This window comes from Streptosporangium sp. 'caverna' (assembly GCF_003203775.1).
Lineage (GTDB): Bacteria > Actinomycetota > Actinomycetes > Streptosporangiales > Streptosporangiaceae > Streptosporangium > Streptosporangium subroseum.
In genome coordinates, this window is record NZ_CP029711.1 from 2,948,654 (window position 1) to 2,965,170 (window position 16,517).

The 16,517-nt window shown below is 65.6% G+C and carries 15 protein-coding genes and 2 tRNA genes; 12 read left to right on the plus strand and 5 right to left on the minus strand.

Annotated features, from left to right (window positions below):
- Positions 1-198 precede the first annotated feature (198 nt).
- Positions 199-720 (minus strand): GNAT family N-acetyltransferase, encoded by a 522-nt coding sequence (locus DKM19_RS12995; RefSeq protein ID WP_239514223.1) that lies wholly within the window; start codon positions 718-720, stop codon positions 199-201.
- A 282-nt stretch (positions 721-1,002) separates the two neighbouring features.
- Between DKM19_RS12995 and DKM19_RS13000 the strand changes: the two genes are divergently transcribed.
- Positions 1,003-1,087, plus strand: a tRNA-Tyr gene (locus DKM19_RS13000).
- A 32-nt stretch (positions 1,088-1,119) separates the two neighbouring features.
- On the opposite strand, the gene DKM19_RS13005 is transcribed toward DKM19_RS13000, so the two are convergent.
- On the minus strand, positions 1,120-1,887 hold the full coding sequence (locus DKM19_RS13005; protein WP_110695915.1) for a helix-turn-helix domain-containing protein: 768 nt from the start codon (positions 1,885-1,887) through the stop codon (positions 1,120-1,122).
- A gap of 120 nt (positions 1,888-2,007) precedes the next feature.
- Positions 2,008-2,090, minus strand: a tRNA-Leu gene (locus DKM19_RS13010).
- 132 nt (positions 2,091-2,222) lie between these two features.
- On the opposite strand from DKM19_RS13010, the gene DKM19_RS13015 reads away from it, so the two are divergent.
- The 6 genes from DKM19_RS13015 (at position 2,223) to DKM19_RS13040 (ending at position 8,248) form a co-directional block, all read left to right on the plus strand.
- Positions 2,223-2,816 (plus strand): ANTAR domain-containing response regulator, encoded by a 594-nt coding sequence (locus tag DKM19_RS13015; protein ID WP_204358774.1) that lies wholly within the window; start codon positions 2,223-2,225, stop codon positions 2,814-2,816.
- Positions 2,817-3,205: 389 nt separating this feature from the next.
- Positions 3,206-4,378 (plus strand): branched-chain amino acid ABC transporter substrate-binding protein, encoded by a 1,173-nt coding sequence (locus DKM19_RS13020; protein WP_369990501.1) that lies wholly within the window; start codon positions 3,206-3,208, stop codon positions 4,376-4,378.
- 166 nt (positions 4,379-4,544) lie between these two features.
- Positions 4,545-5,513 carry a branched-chain amino acid ABC transporter permease gene (locus DKM19_RS13025; RefSeq protein WP_110695917.1) on the plus strand — a complete coding sequence of 323 codons (969 nt, stop codon included), beginning with the start codon at positions 4,545-4,547 and terminating at the stop codon, positions 5,511-5,513.
- Entirely contained in the window at positions 5,510-6,679 is a 1,170-nt protein-coding gene (locus tag DKM19_RS13030; protein WP_110695918.1) for a branched-chain amino acid ABC transporter permease, read from the plus strand. The genes DKM19_RS13025 and DKM19_RS13030 overlap by 4 nt, the downstream gene beginning before the upstream one ends.
- The gene (locus DKM19_RS13035; RefSeq protein WP_369988768.1) at positions 6,676-7,515 is read left to right on the plus strand and encodes an ABC transporter ATP-binding protein; all 840 of its coding nucleotides are present in this window, start codon (positions 6,676-6,678) and stop codon (positions 7,513-7,515) included. The genes DKM19_RS13030 and DKM19_RS13035 overlap by 4 nt, the downstream gene beginning before the upstream one ends.
- Positions 7,505-8,248, plus strand: a complete 744-nt coding sequence (locus DKM19_RS13040) for an ABC transporter ATP-binding protein (RefSeq protein ID WP_110695919.1) — start codon at positions 7,505-7,507, stop codon at positions 8,246-8,248. Before DKM19_RS13035 ends, DKM19_RS13040 begins: the two co-directional genes overlap by 11 nt.
- Before the next feature lie 67 nt (positions 8,249-8,315).
- On the opposite strand, the gene DKM19_RS13045 is transcribed toward DKM19_RS13040, so the two are convergent.
- Positions 8,316-8,876: a DUF4352 domain-containing protein gene (locus DKM19_RS13045; protein ID WP_204358775.1), complete on the minus strand. Its 561-nt coding sequence runs from the start codon at positions 8,874-8,876 to the stop codon at positions 8,316-8,318.
- A gap of 343 nt (positions 8,877-9,219) precedes the next feature.
- On the opposite strand from DKM19_RS13045, the gene DKM19_RS13050 reads away from it, so the two are divergent.
- From DKM19_RS13050 to DKM19_RS13060, 3 genes are read left to right on the plus strand one after another with little or no spacing between them, the layout of a single operon-like run.
- Complete coding sequence (locus DKM19_RS13050) at positions 9,220-10,083, plus strand: ABC transporter substrate-binding protein (RefSeq protein WP_110695920.1); 864 nt, start codon at positions 9,220-9,222, stop codon at positions 10,081-10,083.
- Positions 10,084-10,086: 3 nt separating this feature from the next.
- Entirely contained in the window at positions 10,087-10,938 is an 852-nt protein-coding gene (locus tag DKM19_RS13055; RefSeq protein ID WP_110695921.1) for an amino acid ABC transporter permease, read from the plus strand.
- A 5-nt stretch (positions 10,939-10,943) separates the two neighbouring features.
- The gene (locus tag DKM19_RS13060; protein ID WP_110705686.1) at positions 10,944-11,699 is read left to right on the plus strand and encodes an amino acid ABC transporter ATP-binding protein; all 756 of its coding nucleotides are present in this window, start codon (positions 10,944-10,946) and stop codon (positions 11,697-11,699) included.
- Positions 11,700-11,997: 298 nt separating this feature from the next.
- Here DKM19_RS13060 and DKM19_RS13065 read toward each other — a convergent pair whose 3' ends face one another.
- Positions 11,998-12,390, minus strand: coding sequence for a PaaI family thioesterase (locus DKM19_RS13065; protein WP_110705687.1), 393 nt, complete (start codon positions 12,388-12,390; stop codon positions 11,998-12,000).
- Positions 12,391-12,488: 98 nt separating this feature from the next.
- On the opposite strand from DKM19_RS13065, the gene polA reads away from it, so the two are divergent.
- Complete coding sequence (gene polA, locus DKM19_RS13070) at positions 12,489-15,209, plus strand: DNA polymerase I (RefSeq protein ID WP_110695922.1); 2,721 nt, start codon at positions 12,489-12,491, stop codon at positions 15,207-15,209.
- Positions 15,210-15,318: 109 nt separating this feature from the next.
- Positions 15,319-16,437: a polysaccharide deacetylase family protein gene (locus DKM19_RS13075; protein ID WP_239514225.1), complete on the plus strand. Its 1,119-nt coding sequence runs from the start codon at positions 15,319-15,321 to the stop codon at positions 16,435-16,437.
- Positions 16,438-16,517 lie beyond the last annotated feature (80 nt).

Consider the following 16,517-nt stretch of genomic DNA (forward strand, 5'->3'; position numbering starts at 1 on the left):
CCGAGGGGGAGCGCCGAGCGGGCTTCAGCTGATCTTTTTGTATCCCCGTCGCAGCGGGAAGATGCGAGTCCCTCCGTGATTTCCTCCCTTTCCATGAAACGAAACAACTTCAGGCGCTGTCCGACTGGTTCGGAGCCGATGACAGGGCCGATCGCTCATGCGTGGTCGTATTCTCGGGGCTGCAAGAAAGCCAGTCACTCACGCGTGGTCATACTCCCAGGTCTGCAAGGAAATCGGGCGGCCTTTCTCCTCCGAATGAATCGGCGGCGCCTCCGTCAGGCGATACCCAGACGCACGGGCCACCGCCGCGCTCGCGGCGTTTCCGGCCTCGATCTCCAGCAGCAGCCGGGAGACGCCCACGGTGTCATGGGCGAAGTCCGTCATCACCCGCACCGCCCGCGCCGCCAGCCCCCGCCCCCGATACGCCGCCCCCATGGCGTAACCGATCTCCGCGACATCCAGATCCAGCTCGCTCAGCATCAGCAACACCTCACCCATCGGCTCGCCCCCGTCAACGGTGACGGCGAGCTGAACCCGCTTCCCCGCCGCCCGCCTCTCCTGAGCCCGCTTCAGATAGACCCGCGCGGCCTCCAGGTCGAACGGCGAGGCCAACGGCGTCCAGTAGGCCACATCCGGGTCGTCGAACAACCCGACCATCGCCACCAGATCGTCGTCCTCCCACTCCCGCAGCACCACCCCGTGCCCGCTCAGCCTCACCACCCCCGGAAGAGTTGCCGGAGCACCCCCCGACGCCGCCGAGGCACCCTCTGAAAAAGCCGCCGGTACATCGCTCCGGCCTCCCCGGCCGTTCCCCGTCGCTTCCACGCCGCCACCTTCCGATCAACAGTCTTCCGAGCAACCTACTCGCGCCCGCCTGCAGCCCACCCACCACCCACCCGCCGCGCGAGGGACGGCCGAAGCCGGCCCGGCAACCCGCCGGCCCGCTCGGGAAAACCCGTTGCCGCCCGCACCGGCGAAAGACCATCCTGAAGTCGTCTCCACGGGGCGGCGCCGGAGCTGGAGAGCCGGGCCTGACTGTAAATCAGGTGTTTCGACTAAGGGGGTTCGAATCCCTCTCGCCCCACCACGCTCTCGCCCCAACCACATCAGTACTTCGGGTCAGTACTTCGGCCCTACGAACTCGTCCAACCGCTCAACCGCCTCACGCTTGGCCACCGAGATGGTGTTGGGCTTGGAGTAGCGCCACTCCACCTTCAGGAGATCGAGCACCTCCCCGCAGAGATCGAGAATGTCCTGGGACTCGTTCACGAAGAGATAGCGCGGATACTCGTACCAGTGGTCGCTGCCGTTGAAGTGACGACGGACCCGGTTTATCCCGCGGTAGCCGTCGGAGTGAGTCAGACCTCGGGCGAAGCGACCCGGATGCTCTTCATTGATCTCGCGCTGCCATCTCTCCAGCGTGATCGCGCGCTCGTGTTTCCGACCGGGGCCGTGTTGGGGAAACAGGCAAGCCCAATGCTTGGAATAGCTTTTGATCTCTGTCCAGCCTGGGTGCCGACGGCGACTGACGGACGATGTCGGCATGACCGTCGCCATGACCTCCGCTGCCGCCTCTATCAGGCCGGGCCAGGTGCCGCAGCATGCGAGCGAGAGTTGGTAGACACCTTTCTTGCACAGCAGGACATGGCCGTCGCCGAGGTAGAGCCCGAGCAGGTAGGCATAGGCCTCGAAGTCGAGCTTTCGGCCGTGGCACCGAGGACACGAACGGTGTCTTCTGATGTCCTCGTCCTCAGTTGTCCGGCGTGTTCGTGTTCGCCATTTCTGCACGGCGCCTAGGGATACACCGCACAGATCGGCTACCTGACGATCGATAAGGCCGAGCGCGGACAGTTGCAGAGCGCGGTCGACGGTTTCGCGGGGGTGCATGAAGCAACCATGCCAGCGGCCACCGACAGTTTCGGATTCGCTACAGAGGGTGGTTCAAGGAGTTGATTCGAAGAGTCCAGTGGGCGATTTGTCCAGGATTGAAAGACTCTGTCAGTTGGGTGCCGGAAGCGGGATTCGAACCCGCACGCCCTTTCGAGCAGACGCTTTTGAGGCGTCCGTGTATGCCATTCCACCATTCCGGCTGATATTTCCGGACTTGTCCGGATTTTTACATCGGTGACGAGCATACCTAGAGCTGGATCAGCCGTGGACACCGACGTAGTCCTAATCTAGCGGACGTCGGTACTCTCTTGCTCGTGAGTACGCAGCGGCGAGTGGTGATCGCGGAAGACGAGGCACTGATCCGCCTCGACCTGAAGGAGATGCTGGAGGAGGACGGGTATGCCGTCGTCGGGGAGGCCGGGGACGGGGAGACCGCGGTCAAAATGGCGTTGGAGCACCGGCCTGATCTGGTGATCCTGGATGTGAAGATGCCCATCCTGGACGGGATCTCGGCCGCCGAGCAGATCGTGTCGCAGCGGATCGCGCCGTGTCTGATCCTCACGGCCTTCTCGCAGCGGGATCTGGTCGAGCGGGCCAGGGACGCCGGGGCGATGGCGTATCTGGTGAAGCCGTTCACCAAGTCGGATCTTGTGCCCGCGATCGAGATGGCGGTCAGCAGGCATGAGGAGATGGCGGCGCTGGAGCGGGAGGTCGGCACGCTCTCCGAGCGGTTGGAGACGCGCAAGCTGGTCGAGCGGGCCAAGGGGTTGCTCATGGAGCAGCACGGGTGGAGTGAGCCGCAGTCGTTCCGGTGGATTCAGAAGGCGTCGATGGATCGCAGGCTGAGTATGCGTCAGGTGGCTCAGATCGTGGTCACGGAGATGTCGGGGCCCGCGGCCGGGGGTGCGGAGACTCCGGAGGTCTGATTTCCGCAGGGCGCTCCGGAGGCCTGATTTCGGGGTGGGGCGTCGTGTCTGGCGGTGCCCTGTGGTGGGAAGTCTTTCTCTGGGCCAATGTGTGTGTCCACTGGTCGAGACGTCGGGTGTGCCTTCGCGTACTCGGAGTGATCTACCTGTATTGCATTAGATTGCCAGTGACCATGGCTTTTGTATCTGATAGCCGAAAAGGATCGGTGTTATAACGAAACAGCAACGGTGGGCCGTCCTGTATCGACCCGTGACATCCGCTAGCTGTACTAACCGACACAACCCCCTGGCACACCTCGCCAGGGGTGGGCATCTGTGAACTCGGTCCTGACGAGGGACTGGGCGAAAGGAAGGCAACCTTGCGGCCTAAGTCTGCACGCCTCGGTGGAGTGCTTGCCGTCGGTCTGGCGCTCACCCTCGGTCTCGCTGCCTGCTCAGACGGAGGAGGCACGGAAGCCAGCCCGGAAGCCGGTAGCTCCAGCGCCGCCGCCGGCAGCACCATCAAGCTTGGGTTCATGGGCGACCTCACCGGCGCGAACGCCGGCATTGTCATCCCTCCCAGGAATGGTGCGAAGCTCGTCATCGACGAGTACAACAAGACCAATCCGGCCGTGAAGGTCGAGATGGTCGAATATGACAGCCAGGCCGACCCTTCGAAGGCCGTCGCGCTGGCTCAGCAGGCCATCAAGACCGACAAGATCGTCGGTCTGATCGGCCCGGCGTTCTCGGGCGAGTCCGCCCAGGTGGCGCCGGTTATGGAAGAGGCGATGATTCCGAGTATCTCGGCATCCGCCACGAACGCCGCTCTGTCGGCGAACGGCTGGAAGTACTGGCACCGGGTTCTCCCGAGCGACAGCGTTCAGGGCCCCGGTATCGGCAACTTCATGGCTGACGGCGTCGGCGCGAAGAACGCTTTTGTCATCGACGACAAGTCCGAGTACGGCAAGCCGCTGGCCGATGTCGTCAGGACCACGCTTGAGGGCAAGGGCGTGAAGCTGACGAACGACTCGCTGGACCCGGCCGAGAGCGACTTCTCCTCTGTCGTGAACAAGGTCGTGGCGGCGAAGCCTGACGCGATCTTCTTCGGTGGTTACTACGCCGCGGGCGGTGTCCTGCTCAAGCAGCTCCGTGACAAGGGCGTGACGGCGAAGTTCCTGTCCGGCGACGGTTCGCTGGACAAGGGCCTCATCGACGGCGCGGGTGCCGCGAACGCCGAGGGCGCTCTCGTGGGCTGCCCGTGCTACATCGCGACCCCGGATGTCACCGACGCGAAGGTGAAGGCCTTCGCCGACGCCTACAAGGCCGCTTACAGCGCCGACCCGGCGATCTACGCGGCCGAGGGCTATGACGCGGCCACCGTCTTCATCGACGCGATCAAGGCGGGCAACACCACCGCTGACAAGATCAACGCCTTCATCGGCACGGTTGACTTCGCGGGTGTCTCGAAGCAGGTCAAGTTCGAGGCCAACGGTGAGGTCGCGGCGAAGGACATCTACATCTATCAGGTCAAGGATGGCGCGATCGGCCTGCTTGGCAAGGCCGCCGAGGCCAAGCTGGGCTGAGCCGGGAGCTTGAAGAAAGAGTTAGGTAGTTGATGCGCGAGGAGCGGGAACGCCGCGATGCGTTCCCGCTCTCCGCGTACTTCCGGTCAGAGTCCACGAGGCTTCGCCGGAAGTGGTGTACTACCGGCACAGTGCAGGCGACCCCCGCTAGAAGTGGTAAACCCTAGTGCTCAATGACTTCGTCAATCAGTTCTGGCCGGCGACGATCGACGGCCTCGCCTTCGGCTCGATCTACGCCCTGATCGCGCTCGGCTACACCATGGTGTACGGCGTGCTGCGGCTCATTAACTTTGCACACTCCGAAGTGTTCATGATCGGAACTTTCGGTGCGATGGTCGTGCCGTTTGTGCTGGGCATCTCCTCGCCGCTGACCGGCATCGCGCTGGTCGGCATCATCGTGGCGATGATTCTGGCGGGCATGCTGGCTTCGGCGGGCACGGCGATGGCGCTGGAGCGGATCGCCTACCGGCCGCTGCGCAGTCGCGGCGCGTCCCGGCTGGCGGCTCTCATCTCGGCGATCGGCGCTTCGATCTTCCTGCAGGAGCTGTTCGCGCTTCTGATCATTCCGAAGGTCTTCAACCGTCCGCAGCAGGGCCGGATTCCGATGGCTCTGCCCCGGCTGATGGAGCGGACCGAGCTTTTCTCGATCTTCGGCCATGCGGTCCGCGTCGACCAGATTCTGGTCATCGTGGCGGCCATCGGCATGATGGTCGCGCTCGATGCCCTGGTGAACCGTACGAAGGTCGGCCGAGGGATTCGCGCCACGGCGCAGAACCCCGAGGCCGCGGTTCTGATGGGCGTCGACATCAACAAGATCGTCCGGATGACGTTCCTCATCGGCGGTGGAATGGCCGGTGTGGCGGGCGCCCTCTATCTGATCTCGTACGAGAACACGAACTATTTCATCGGGTTCCTCTTCGGGATCAAGGCGTTCACCGCGGCGGTCCTGGGTGGTATCGGCAACCTGCGTGGCGCCCTGGTCGGCGGTATCACGCTGGGTCTGGTGGAGAACTACGGAGCCATCTTCTTCGGCTCCGACTGGAAGCATGTGATCTCCTTCTCCATCCTTGTTCTCGTCCTGATGTTCCGTCCCACCGGAATCCTCGGTGAATCACTTCAGCAGGCGCGCGCATGAACCAGAATCCCCTGGCACGTTTCCGTACCGGACTTGGCAACTTCGGCGACGTCATGCACGATCGCTGGCTGAACACCCCGGGTTGGCAGCGCTGGATCGTCTATCTGTTGCTGATCGTGGTGGCTCTGCTGCTGCCGTCGGACAGCATCGGCAGCTTCATGTCGCCCGACACCGACTGGGCGAGCATCCTGTTCTTCCCGATCGGGACCTATGTGGTCCTGGCGATCGGCCTGAACGTGGTGGTCGGTCAGGCGGGCCTGCTGGACCTGGGTTTCGTCGCGTTCTACGCGGTGGGCGGTTACGCGATGGCGTTGATCGGCACCAGGCTCGGCTGGAACTTCTGGGTCATCATGATTGTCGGCATCGCGCTGTGCGCGCTGTCGGGCATCACGCTGGGTGCTCCGACGCTGCGGTTGCGCGGTGACTATCTGGCGATCGTCACGCTGGGCTTCGGTGAGATCATCCGTATCACCGCCCGCAACACCGACGAGATCGGTGGCCCGAACGGCATCCGCGGGATCCCGCACCCGCCGAGCATCAACGATCTCCACATCTTCGGAGTGGACATCTCCAACCTGCTGGGCGGTGTAGAGCCTCTCAAGTACGGCGTGCTGGACCCCAAGCCCTACTACTACCTGCTGGTGGGCTTGGCCGTCATTGTGATCATCCTGGTGAAGCGCTGGGAGAAGAGCCGTGTCGGGCGGGCCTGGGCGGCGATCCGTGAGGACGAGGACGCGGCCGAGGTCATGGGCGTGCCGACGTTCCGGTTCAAGATGCTGGCGTTCGCGATCGGTGCGTCCATCGGTGGTTCGATGGGTGTGCTGTGGGCGGCGAAGTCCATCTCGATCAACCCGAACGACTTCCAGTTCCTGCTGTCGGCGACGATTCTGGCCGCGGTGGTCATGGGCGGCGCGGGCAACCTTCCGGGTGTCATGCTGGGCGCGTTCGTGGTGGCGTGGCTGCCTGAGCGTTTCCGCGGTCTGGAGGAGTACCGCATGTTGATCTTCGGTGCGGTGCTCGTCGCGCTGATGATCTTCCGTCCCGAGGGTCTGCTTCCATCGCGTCAACGCAGGGCGGAGCTGAAAGAGGGAACAGGTGGGATGGGTACGCTCGGCGCAGAGGTGCCCGGGCCCGAGGCGCGTGGCGAGGAGGTGGCTTCCAAGTGAGCGCTGATGTGAACGCGGAGGCGGTTCGGGAGCCGGAGCCCGTGCCGGTCCAGGAGCGGAGCGGTCGCGCGATGCTGGAGCTGAAGAGCCTCGTCATGCGCTTCGGCGGTGTCACGGCGCTGCGCGATGTCAACCTGACCATCAACGAGGGTGAGATCTTCGCTCTCATCGGCCCGAACGGCGCCGGCAAGACCACGGTCTTCAACGTGGTGACGGGTGTCTACCAGCCGACCGAGGGAGAGATCCGCTTCCTGGGTGAGAAGATCAGCGGCGTCAAGCGTTTCAAGATCACGAAGCGTGGTATCGCCCGGACGTTCCAGAACATCCGGCTGTTCCACAACATGACGGCGATCGAGAACGTCATGGTGGGCGCCGACGCGCATCACCGGTCGGGTGTGGTCAGTGTGGCGCTGGGGCTTCCCTGGCACCGTACGGCCGAGCGCGGCGGTCGTGAGCTGGCGATGGAGTTGCTTGACTTCGTCGGCATCGCGCATCGCGCGAACGACCACGCCAAGAACCTGCCCTACGGTGACCAGCGCCGGCTGGAGATCGCCCGTGCGCTGGCGACCCAGCCGAAGCTGCTCCTGCTGGACGAGCCCGCCGCCGGTATGAACCCGGCGGAGAAGATCGCCCTGCAGCAGCTGATCCGGGATATCCGGGACGCCGGCCGTACGATTCTGATCATCGAGCACGACATGAGTCTCATCATGGGCATCAGCGACCGTATCGCGGTGCTGGACTTCGGTCAGAAGATCGCCGACGGCCTGCCGGACGAGGTGCGGAACGACCCTCGGGTCGTCGAGGCGTATTTGGGGGCTCCCGCAGATGCTTCTTGAGGTCAAGGACATCCATGTCCACTACGGCAAGATCGAGGCGCTCAAGGGCATCTCGGTCGAGGTGAACGAGGGCGAGATCGTCACGCTCATCGGAGCGAACGGGGCGGGCAAGACCACGACCCTGAAGACGATCTCGGGTCTGCGTGGCCTGTCGTCGGGGAGCATCTCCTTCGACGGCAAGGACATCAGCAAGCTGCCCGGCCACCGGCGCGTTGTCGCGGGTCTGGGTCAGGCGCCCGAGGGCCGGGGCATCTTCCCCGGTATGACGGTGCACGACAACCTGTTGATGGGCGCCTACACGCGTTCGGGTGACTTCTCCGCCGATCTGGCGGAGGTCTACGAGCTGTTCCCGCGGCTGGCCGAGCGCAGGGTCCAGATGGGCGGGACGATGTCCGGCGGCGAGCAGCAGATGCTCGCCATCGGCCGTGCCCTGATGGCCAAGCCGAAGGTGCTGTTGCTGGACGAGCCGTCGATGGGTCTGGCGCCGCTGCTGGTGCAGCAGATCTTCTCCATCATCGCGGAGATCAACCGCCGTGGCACCACGGTGCTGCTGGTGGAGCAGAACGCTCAGCAGGCGCTGAAGCTGGCTCATCGGGCCTACGTTCTGGAGACCGGGAAGGTGGTCAAGAGCGCGCCCGCCGCGGACCTGCTCAACGACCCCGCCGTGCAGGCCGCCTATCTGGGCGGTTCCGTCGCGGCTGAGGTGTCGGAGGAGGCGGAGGAGCAGGCGTAAGCCTCACCACGTGACATCCTGGGCCCGCCGCACGCATGTGCGGCGGGCCCGTCCGTTCTAGGACGTTCTACGACAGGGGCACCTCGGCACCGTCGGTGGTGCCGGTCACGCCGAGGGGCGGGTCGCCGAACAGCCGGATCGCGGTGACCTTCGCCTCCTTGGGGATGTCGAACCAGAGGTCCATCTCGATTCTGACCCCGGCGCCGAGCGGGAGCGTGTCGGGCTGGCGTTTGATGGCCTGGGCGAACTTGTCGACGGTGTAGGTCGCGCCGCCGGCCGCGACGAGTTTCTGCCGTCCCGCCACGAAGCGGGAGTTGGCGCGACCGGGGTTCTCCACGACGATCCGCACGACCACGTACTGGCCCTTGGCCTGCCATTCGGCGTGGGTGCCGAAGAAGCCGCTCAGGCCGGTCTGCAGGCCGATCACCTGGAAACGGGTGTCGCCGTCGTTGGCGGGCTTGGCGGCGATGGGGCGCTCGCTCGGGCGTACCGGGCGGGGCGGCAGTTCGTAGGTCGGCGTGGGGGTGGCCGTGGGGGAGGCGGATCTCGCCGGATCCGTTCCGGTGCAGCCGGTCAGGACGGCGGCGGTCATGACGGCACCGGTGAACAGGATTAGGGGGTTTCGCACATCGGGCAACGTAATCGAGGCGGCTTTCGAATTCAATGTGTGGGCGGTGCCCGGATCCGGTAGGAGTGGCGCCGGGGCTCGATGTCCGGGTGGCCGGGAGGGCGTGTGACCTCCCGTGATCCGGTTCCGGTCGCCACGCCGGAGCGGGATGGCGGCCATTCGATTCGGTGAATGGCCCCCTCCGGTTCCATGATGGGAAGGCGTTACTGATAAGGGAATCTCGAACGTGGTTGTTGTCCGAATTGTGTCGTACTGGTGATCTGCATGGTCGTGCAGGTGAGGAAGCATCGCCTTCACTGAGGTATTCATACAAGATGCGACATTTCACCGTAAGGAGGCCGTTGTGGGCCTGAGTTTTGTTTCCCGTCGTGCGCTCACGGTGGGCGCGGTGGCCGTGGCCGGTGTGCTCGGCCTGTCGGCCTGCGGCGGTGGCTCCACCACCAGTGCGAGCCCGAGCGACGGTGCCTCGTCGGGCGCCCCCGCGGCCGCTACCGGTCCCAAGCTTGTCACTCCCGGCAAGCTGACCACCTGCACGAACCTTCCGTATGAGCCCTTCCAGTTCAAGGAGGGCGACAAGACCGTCGGCTTCGACGTGGACATCGTCGACCTCGCGGCCAAGAAGCTCGGCCTGACGCAGGAGATCGTCGACATCGACTTCGCTGTCATCAAGAGCGGCGCGGCCATGGCCACCGGCAAGTGCGACGTGGCCGCCGCGGGCATGACCATCACGCCCGAGCGCCAGGCGAACATCGACTTCTCGGTCCCCTACTTCGACGCCACCCAGGCGCTGCTGGTCAAGAAGGGCGTGACGGCCAAGACGCTGGAGGAGGTCAAGACCCAGAACCTCAAGCTCGGCGCCCAGGCCTCGACCACGGGTCTCGACTACGTCAAGAAGGCGGGTCTGGACCCGAAGGAGTTCGCCGACTCTCCCAAGGAGCTGCTCGGTCTGCAGTCCGGCCAGGTCGACGTGATCGTCCAGGACCTGCCCGTCGTTCTGACCTGGCTGAAGAAGCCGGACATCTCCGCCAACTTCGAGCTGGCCGCCAGCCTCGACACCGGTGAGCAGTACGGCATCGGCCTGAAGAAGAACGCCGACCCGATCCTGCTCAAGGCCATCAACGACGCGATCACGACGGCCAAGTCGGACGGCACCTACGACGAGATCTTCATGAAGTGGTTCGGCAAGAAGCCCGGCGAGCTCGGCTGATTCATGACAGATCAGTCGACGACGGCTGAGTCGCCAGGTCCTGCCGGGGCGCCCCCCGGCAGGGCCAAACTCAGTCCGCGTAAGAAGCAGCAGATCAGCCGGGCCGTCCAGTACGTCGTGCTGGTGGTCGTCGCCGTCTTCCTTCTCACTCGCATCGAGTGGGGTCCTCTCGGCCAGAACTTCGCCAAGGGCGAGGTCGCGGCGGAAACGCTGCCGGAGTTGTTCACGGTCGCGCTGAAGAACACGATCATCTACTCGGTGGGCGGTTTCGTCTTCGCCTTCCTTCTCGGCCTGCTGTTCGCGCTGATGCGGTTGTCGTCGGTGCGCGCGTACCGGTGGATCGCGGTCGCCTACATCGAGATCTTTCGAGGGCTGCCCGCCGTACTGATCTTCCTGTTCATCCTGTTCCTGCCGCTGGCGCTGCCCGGCTTCGAGGTGCCCGGAGGCACCTACGGCCAGGGCATCCTGGGTCTGACCATCGTGGGATCGGCCTACATGGCGGAGACGCTCCGGGCCGGTCTGCAGGCGGTGCCCAAGGGGCAGCTGGAGGCGGCCCGCTCACTGGGCATGTCCTACAGCCGGGGCATGATCTCCATCGTCATCCCGCAGGCCGTCCGCATCGTCATCCCGCCGACGACCAACCAGTTCGTGTCCCTGCTCAAGGACTCCTCGCTGGTGCTGTTCCTCGGCGTCTCCGGTGAGTACGTCGAGCTCACGAAGTTCGGCAACGACATGGCCTCGACCTACGCCAACGCCACACCCCTCCTGGTCGTCGGCGTGACGTATCTCCTGGTCACCATTCCCCTGGGCTATCTCGCGTCCCGGCTGGAGAAGCGTCAGATGAGGGGACGGTGACTCCGATGACCCACGCGGTTGAGATCCGCAACCTTCACAAGTCCTTCGGCAAGCTGGAGGTGCTCAAGGGGATCGACTTCTCGGTCGACCCCGGCCAGGTGGTCTGCGTCATCGGCCCGTCGGGGTCGGGCAAGTCCACGCTGCTGCGCTGCGTGAACCTGCTGGAGCAGCCCACGTCGGGCAGGGTGATCCTGGAGGGCGTCGAGCTGACCGACCGCGACGTCGACATCGACGCCGCCCGTCGCCGGGTCGGCATGGTCTTCCAGCAGTTCAACCTGTTCCCGCACATGACCGCGCTGCAGAACGTGATGATCTCCCAGCGACGGGTGCTGAAGCGGGGCAAGGCGGAGGCCGAGAAGATCGCCAGGGAGAACCTGGAGAAGGTCGGGGTCGCAGACAAGTGCGACTCCTATCCGCTCCAGCTCTCCGGCGGCCAGCAGCAGCGCGTGGCCATCGCCAGGGCACTGGCGATGAGCCCGGACCTGATGCTGTTCGACGAGCCCACCTCGGCGCTGGACCCCGAGCTGGTCGGCGACGTGCTCACGGTCATGCGCAAACTGGCCGAGGAGGGGATGACCATGCTCGTGGTCACCCACGAGATGGCGTTCGCCAGGGACGTGGCCGACCGGGTGGTCTTCATGGACGGCGGCGTGATCGTGGAGGACGGCCCTGCCGCCCAGGTGATCGGCGACCCGCAGCACGAGCGGACGAAGGTCTTCCTGCGCCGCGTGCTCGACCCGACGCACACCGACAACATCTGAGCCGCCTCGTTCCTGTACGGCCCGCGTCTGCGCGGTGCGGGCCGTACAGGTGTCGAAGGGCGTGAACAGCGTTGGACAGGACCCCTGGCGGGAGAGGGCGGCCGGGTGGATTCCGGCCCGGGCTCACCCGTGGAGTCCGACGAGCCCGGGGAAGGCCTTTGGCGCCGTACAGAGCTTCCCCGACCCTGTACGTTTTCTACTCGGCCTCCCCGCGGGCGTCGATGTCACCCAGCGTATCCGATCAGTTGCGCCAGAAAGGCAAAAACGTGGTCGGGTTATGATCGAATACGCGATGTGATCAGATGTCGCGGAGCATGCACGTGAGGCGTGCGGTGCACACCCGACGGTCCTGCTCGTCGGTGATCTCGATCTCGTAGGTGGTGAGGGTCCGGCCCCCGTGCACCTGGGTGGCCACGCCGGTGACGTATCCGGAGGTGGCCGAGCGGTGGTGGGTGGCGTTGATCTCGATGCCCATGGCGATGCGCCCGGGTCCCGCGTGGGTCGCCGCGCCGATCGAGCCCAGGGTCTCGGCGAGCACGCACGAGGCGCCGCCGTGCAGCAGGCCGTACGGCTGGGTGTTGCCCTCGACCGGCATCCGGCCGACCACGCGCTGGGGGGTCGCCTCGGTGATCTCGATGCCCATCCGCTCGACGAGCGTGTTCGTGTGGGCGGCGCGGATCTGCTCTTCCATGCCTGAGTTGACGTCGCCGGGGTCTGTCATGGTCAAGGGGATGTCTCCTGTCACGCGAGGCCAGGTTTTCTGTCGCACCAGGAGACTAGGCTTTCCGTGTGCCGAAGAAAGAAGCGACCCCCACTCGTCCCTGTCTTCTGTTGCTGGATGGGCATTCCCTGGCGTACAGGGCCTTCTACGCCCTTCCTGAGGAAAACTTCTCCACGACGACGGGCCAGACGACCAACGCGGTTTACGGGTTCACCTCGATGCTGGTCAACGTGCTCCGCGACGAGCAGCCCACACACGTGGCGGTCTGCTTCGACCGGTCGGAGCCGACGTTCCGGCACGAGGAGTACGCCGAGTACAAGGCGAACCGGAGCGCGAGCCCCGACAGCTTCCGCAGCCAGATGAGCCTGATCCACGAGGTGCTCGACGCGGTGCGCGTCCCGCACATGTCGCTGGCGGGTTACGAGGCCGACGACCTGATCGCCACCCTCGCCACGCAGGCCGCCGAGCAGGGCATGAACGTGCTGATCGTCACCGGCGACCGTGACGCGCTGCAGCTCGTCGACGATCGGATCACGGTGCTGATGACCCGGATCGGGATCAGCAACATGACCAGGTTCACCCCCGAGGCGGTGGTGGAGAAATACGAGCTCACCCCGGCCCAATATCCGGACTTCGCGGCCATTCGCGGCGATTCCAGTGACAACCTCAAGAACATCCCCGGGGTCGGGGAGAAGACCGCCGCCAAGTGGATCCGCGAGTTCGGCTCGCTGGAGGAGCTGGTCAACCGGGTCGACGAGGTCAAGGGCAAGGTCGGCGACAAGCTCCGCGACCATCTCGACCAGGTGCTGATGAACCGCCGCCTGACCCAGTTGATCCGTGACGTGCCGCTGGAGCTCGAGGTCTCGGGCCTGACGGTCGGGGTGTCCGACCGCGACGAGATCAACAAGATCCTCGACACTCTGGAGTTCCGTGGCGAGATCCGCGACCGGCTGTTCAAGACGCTCGGTCAGGCCGAGGTCTCGGCGGAGGAGGGCTTCGAGGTCGAGGTCGTCACCCTCGGACCCGACGAGGTGGCCGCGTGGCTGGGGGCACTGCCCGAGGGCAGGGTGGGCCTGGCCTTCAAGGGCACGTACGGCAGCGGCACCGGCCGGATCGACAGCATCGCGATCGCCGCGGCGGACGAGGGCGCAGAGGGCGCGCACGGCGGGCGCCGTGCCGCGTTCATCGACCCCACCACGCTGACCGAGTCCGACGAGGGGGCACTGCGCGCCTGGCTGGGCGACGCGTCGAAGGCCAAGGCCGTGCACGACGCCAAGGGCCCGATGCTGGCGCTGTGGGCGCACGGCATGGAGCTGCGAGGCCTCTCCTGTGACACCGCGCTGGCGGCCTATCTGGCGATGCCGGGGCAGCGGTCGCTGCCGCTGGAGGATCTCGTGCGGGCCTATCTCAGGCGTGAGCTGCGCGACGAGGCGGAGGCGGCGGGCCAGGCCAGCCTCTTCGACGACGACCAGGACGACGACGCGGCCCGCGACCTGGCGTTGAGGGCATTGGCCGTCCAGGAGCTGGCCGACGCTCTGGAGGCCTTCCTGGAGCCGCGTGGGGGCACTTACCTGATGAGCGACGTGGAGTTGCCGCTGGTCACCGTGCTGGCCGAGCTGGAGCGGACCGGGATCGCCGCGGACCGCGATTACTTCAGCGGCCTGGAGTCGGAGTTCCGCGCCGCGGTGAAGCAGGCCGTCGAGGCGGCGCACGCGGCCGTGGGCGAGCAGTTCAGCCTGAACTCGCCCAAGCAGCTCCAGGAGATCCTGTTCGTCAAGCTCGCGCTGCCCAAGACCAAGAAGATCAAGACCGGTTACAGCACCGACGCCGGCCAGCTGGCCTGGCTGGTCACGCAGACCGACCACGAGCTCCCGACGATCATGTTGCGCCACCGTGACCAGGACAAGCTGCGCACCACGGTCGAGGGCCTGATCAAGGAGATCTCCGACGACGGGCGGATCCACACCACGTTCGAGCAGACGACGGCGGCCACCGGGCGGCTCAGCTCGAAGGAGCCCAACCTGCAGAACATCCCGATCCGCACCTCCGAGGGCCGCCGGATCCGGCAGGGCTTTGTCGTCGGGTCCGGTTACGAGACGCTGCTGACCGCCGACTACAGCCAGATCGAGTTGCGCATCATGGCCCACCTGTCCGGCGACGAGGCGCTGATCGCGTCCTTCGAGTCCGGGCACGACTTCCACAGGGCGACCGCGGCCCGGGTCTTCGACATCGCGCCCGAGCAGGTCAACGGGGAGATGCGGGCCAAGATCAAGGCGATGAACTACGGCCTGGCCTACGGACTGTCCGACTTCGGGCTGTCGGCGCAGCTCAGCATCCCGGTGTCGGAGGCCAAGGCGCTCAAGGAGGAATACTTCGAGGAGTTCGGCGGCGTCCGTGACTTCCTCAACGCGATCGTCGCCCAGGCCAGGAACGACGGCTACACCGAGACGATCCTGGGCCGCCGCCGCTACCTGCCCGACCTGAACAGCGACAACCGGCAGCGCAGGGAGATGGCCGAGCGGATGGCGCTCAACGCGCCGATCCAGGGTTCGGCGGCCGACATCATCAAGGTCGCGATGCTCAACGTGCAGAGCGCGCTGAAGGAGGCGACGCTGGGCTCCCGGATGCTGCTCCAGGTTCACGACGAACTCGTGTTCGAGGTGGCCCCGGGGGAGCTGGAGACCCTGCGCGAGCTGGTCACCGACCGGATGAACGCCGCCTACTCCCTGCGGGTCCCGCTGGTGGTCTCCCTGGGCGTCGGCCGGACCTGGGAGGACGCCGGGCACTGACGGCCGGCCGCACCTGAAAAGGCCACGGGACATCGACGAATGCCCGGCCTGTCCGAGTCTGTTCTAGGCTGGTGATCCAGCCGGATACCTCGACGGGCACGGGAGTTTTGTGCGGAGCTCACCCCACCTCACCAAGATCGTCGTTCTGGCCAATGTGACGGTCATGGTCACGGCGCTGGTGGTGCTCCTGGTGCTCCGCACCGCGACGGTGACGCCGGCCACCCCGCTGTCCGGCAAGGCGACGAGCGCTCCGTCCGGGTCCGCCGCACCCGCGCCCTCGCCGGAGCCCGACCTGCCCTCGGCCGCCCTGCCGCCGCCCATTCCCGCCACCGTGGAGTTCGCCCGGCAGGTGAAGGCCAACGAGGCGGGGCTGGTCCCGGTGCTGATGTACCACCGGATCGTGAAAAAGCGGCTGGCCTCCATCGACCGCACGCCCTCCCAGGTGCGTCAGGAGCTGGAGAAGCTGGCCAAGAACGACTACGTGCCGATCACCGCGCGGGAGTTCGTCACCGGGAAGATCGACATTCCGGCGGGCAAACACCCCGTCGTGCTGACCTTCGACGACGGGCACAGCGGCCATTTCGCGCTGGAGGCGGACGGCATGCCGGCGAAGGACACCGCGGTCGGGATCATCTACCAGGTCGCCAGGAAGTATCCGGGCTTCCGGCCCGTCGCCACCTTCTGGGTGAACCGCCGGCCGTTCGGCCTGGAGGACCTGGACGACCAGAAGCGCGCCGTGCGGTGGCTGACCTCGCACGATTTCGAGGTGGCCAACCACACCTGGACGCATCCCTCCCTGCCCGGCCTGTCGAAGAAGAAGGTCGCGGAGCAGATCGTCAAGATGGAACGGCTGCTGAAGAAGCTCGGCAACGGCCCCTCCGAGACGCTGGCGCTGCCCTTCGGGGCGATGCCGCGTAAGAAGTCCACCGTGCAGTCCGGCAAGTGGGACGGAAGCAAGTTCGCGTTCAAGGGCGTCTTTCTGGCCGGTGCGGAGCCGTCGCTCTCGCCCTTCGTCAAGGGGTTCGACTGGCGGGCCATCCAGCGGATCCAGAGCAACGGCAAAAAGGGCGAGTGCCGCAAGTGGTGCTCGCAATACTGGCTGGAGTGGCTGAACAAGCACCCCGGCGATCGCTACACGGCCGACGGCGATCCCGAACACATCTCCATCCCCCAAGGGCTTCGGGGTAATATCAGATCGCAACGGAGGCAGCAGATCAACGCCTATTGAGCGTGTCCGTAACCGGTCTGATCTGCCCGCGTGTCGTGCCCCTGGATTGACCATACCCGTCTGGTCTCATATGCTGATCG